Genomic DNA, 358 nt, shown 5'->3' on the forward strand with positions numbered 1-358 from the left:
AAGCACAAACTCATGGAGGGAATAAACTTGCACGTCAACATCAAGGATTTTACAACCACACCAATAACTGTCTGATCAAATATTGCTAAAAACTCAGATCTCTTACCATCCTTAATAAAGTGAATACGAAGTTTAAATTCTATTGCCATTTTGCTCTCCAAATCAATGGAGAAAACATAACAACAAGAGCTCCCTTTCATAAGTCTGACACTGTCAGTCAAAAAAAACCTTTAAAAGGGCTTTGAAAGATCAATAAAAAGGCTTTGAAAATCATATAAAGCCTTTAAAAACTTATACAAAAACCTTTAATTTAACTGCACCATCTCCACCCCGTCCAGCACCACTTGCTGTTCCATCC

This window comes from Bartonella sp. AA83SXKL, from assembly GCF_042196965.1.
Lineage (GTDB): Bacteria > Pseudomonadota > Alphaproteobacteria > Rhizobiales > Rhizobiaceae > Bartonella.